Raw genomic sequence first — 3,001 nt, 5'->3', positions numbered from 1 at the left:
TTGGTTGCGGGGAGAGGATTTGAACCTCTGACCTTCAGGTTATGAGCCTGACGAGCTACCGGGCTGCTCCACCCCGCGGTATTGTTTTGAAACGACGAAACGCAGGCTTTTGGCCTGCGTTTGTCGATTTGTTATCGTGGTTAGGTTAGTCGTTTCCTTGGAAGACCTGGCAGCGACCTACTCTCCCGTGCCTTAAGACACAGTACCATTGGCGCTGGGGGTTTTCACGGCCGAGTTCGGGATGGGATCGGGTGCAGGCCCCCCGCTATGACCACCAGGTCGTCGAAGGAAACGCGTTATTTTCCTGAGTGTGATACCCACGTGCTGTTTTGTTTTGTACCAGGCTTGCTGCTGCGAGGAGCGATCAAGCCGATCGAGCTATTAGTACCGGTTAGCTTCGTATGTTGCCACACTTCCACACCCGGCCTATCGACGTCGTGGTCTACGACGGCTCTGATAGGGAAACCTGGTTTTGAGGGGAGCTTCCCGCTTAGATGCATTCAGCGGTTATCTCGTCCGCACGTAGCTACCCGGCGATGCCGCTGGCGCGACAACCGGTACACCAGAGGTGCGTCCATCCCGGTCCTCTCGTACTAGGGACAGGTCCTCTCAAGTTTCCGACACCCACGGTAGATAGGGACCGAACTGTCTCACGACGTTCTAAACCCAGCTCACGTACCACTTTAATCGGCGAACAGCCGAACCCTTGGGACCTGCTCCAGCCCCAGGATGTGATGAGCCGACATCGAGGTGCCAAACCTCCCCGTCGATGTGGACTCTTGGGGGAGATCAGCCTGTTATCCCCGGCGTACCTTTTATCCGTTGAGCGATGGCCCTTCCACTCGGGACCACCGGATCACTATGACCGACTTTCGTCTCTGCTCGGCTTGTCAGCCTCGCAGTCAGGCGAGCTTATGCCATTGCACTCAGCGACCGATTTCCGACCGGCCTGAGCTCACCATCGCGCGCCTCCGTTACTCTTTGGGAGGCGACCGCCCCAGTCAAACTACCTGCCATGCAGGGTCCCGGGCCCCGGTTCAGGGGTCGCGGTTAGATACCAGGAAACAAAAGGGTGGTATTTCAAGGATGGCTCCGCACCGGCTGGCGCCGATGTTTCATAGCCTCCCACCTATCCTACACATTCATTCCCTAGTACCACTGCAAAGCTGTAGTAAAGGTGCACGGGGTCTTTCCGTCTAGCCGCGGGTACTCCGCATCTTCACGGAGAATTCAATTTCGCTGAGTTGGTGTTGGAGACAGCGGGGAAGTCGTTACGCCATTCGTGCAGGTCGGAACTTACCCGACAAGGAATTTCGCTACCTTAGGACCGTTATAGTTACGGCCGCCGTTTACCGGGGCTTCAATTCAAGGCTTGCACCTCTCCTTTTAACCTTCCGGCACCGGGCAGGCGTCAGACCCTATACGTCGTCTTTAGACTTCGCAGAGCCCTGTGTTTTTAGTAAACAGTCGCCACCCCCTGGTCTGTGCCACCCCCGAGTGCTTGCGCATACGAGGGTACCCCTTATCCCGAAGTTACGGGGTCAATTTGCCTAGTTCCTTCAACACCATTCTCTCAAGCGCCTTGGTATACTCTACCAGTCCACCTGTGTCGGTTTCGGGTACGGTCTATACGCTGGAGTTATTTCCTGGACCCGCTTCACTGCATGGACAATCCGTTAAGCCCATACAATTTACGCAGGTCGTCACTTCCAGCAGGCCCACGAATATTAACGTGGTTCCCATCGACTACGCCTTTCGGCCTCGCCTTAGGGGCCGGCTCACCCTGCGCGGATTAGCCTTGCGCAGGAACCCTTGGACTTTCGGCGACAGTGTTTCTCACACTGTTTGTCGCTACTCATGTCAGCATTCTCACTTCCGATACCTCCAGCGCCCCTCACGGTGACGCCTTCGCAGGCTTACGGAACGCTCCGCTACCACTTGCTTTCGCAAGTCCGCAGCTTCGGTGCATGGCTTGAGCCCCGGTACATTTTCGGCGCAGGATTGCTATTAGACCAGTGAGCTATTACGCTTTCTTTAAAGGATGGCTGCTTCTAAGCCAACCTCCTGGTTGTTATGGCCTTCCCACATCCTTTCCCACTTAGCCATGACTTGGGGACCTTAGCTGGCGGTCTGGGCTGTTTCCCTTTTGACGATGGACCTTAGCACCCACCGTCTGTCTGCCGGATAGTACTCACGGGTATTCGGAGTTTGGTTAGGTTTGGTAGGTCTTTGGGACCCCCTAGCCCATCCAGTGCTCTACCCCCCGCGGTATTCGTCCGACGCGCTACCTAAATAGCTTTCGCGGAGAACCAGCTATTTCCGAGTTTGATTGGCCTTTCACCCCTTACCACAGATCATCTCCGACTTTTTCAACAGGCGTGAGTTCGGTCCTCCAGTGGGTGTTACCCCACCTTCAACCTGTCCATGGTAAGATCACTCGGTTTCGGGTCTAACGCATGCAACTTGGCGCCCTATTCAGACTCGCTTTCGCTACGCCTACACCTATCGGCTTAAGCTTGCTGCATACGCTAACTCGCTGACCCATTATACAAAAGGTACGCCGTCACGGTTCAAGACCGCTCCGACTGCTTGTAGGCATTCCGTTTCAGGATCTCTTTCACTCCCCTTGTCGGGGTGCTTTTCACCTTTCCCTCACGGTACTTGTGCGCTATCGGTCACTGAGGAGTACTTAGGCTTGGAGGGTGGTCCCCCCATGTTCAGACAGGATTTCACGTGTCCCGCCCTACTCGAGGCTGCTGTGCGGTTTACTCTTAAGCGGCTATCACGCTCTATGGCCCGACTTTCCAGACGGTTCGGATTATGTACACAACAGCACTGGCCTGGTCCGCGTTCGCTCGCCACTACTAGCGGAGTCTCGGTTGATGTCCTTTCCTCGGGCTACTTAGATGTTTCAGTTCGCCCGGTTCGCCTCCCGCACCTATGAATTCAGTGCGGGATCACCTTACGGTGGGGTTTCCCCATTCGGAAATCGTCGGATCAA

At 55.6% G+C, this 3,001-nt stretch carries 1 tRNA gene and 2 rRNA genes (1 of these 3 only partly in view); all 3 read right to left on the bottom strand.

Annotation, left to right across the window (positions count from 1 at the left end):
- Window position 1: 1 nt before the first annotated feature.
- Window positions 2–78 (bottom strand) — tRNA-Met (locus G4223_RS03600).
- Window positions 79–164: 86 nt separating this feature from the next.
- Window positions 165–279: ribosomal RNA gene (gene rrf, locus G4223_RS03595) — 5S ribosomal RNA — on the bottom strand.
- Window positions 280–360: 81 nt separating this feature from the next.
- Window positions 361–3,001, bottom strand: a 23S ribosomal RNA gene (locus G4223_RS03590) (it continues 99 nt past the right edge of the window).

The sequence above is a fragment of the Magnetospirillum aberrantis SpK genome, from assembly GCF_011022235.1.
Taxonomy (GTDB): domain Bacteria; phylum Pseudomonadota; class Alphaproteobacteria; order Rhodospirillales; family Magnetospirillaceae; genus Magnetospirillum; species Magnetospirillum aberrantis.
Note: the sequence above shows the minus strand (reverse complement) of the source record. Positions and strands in the feature narration are given on the sequence as shown.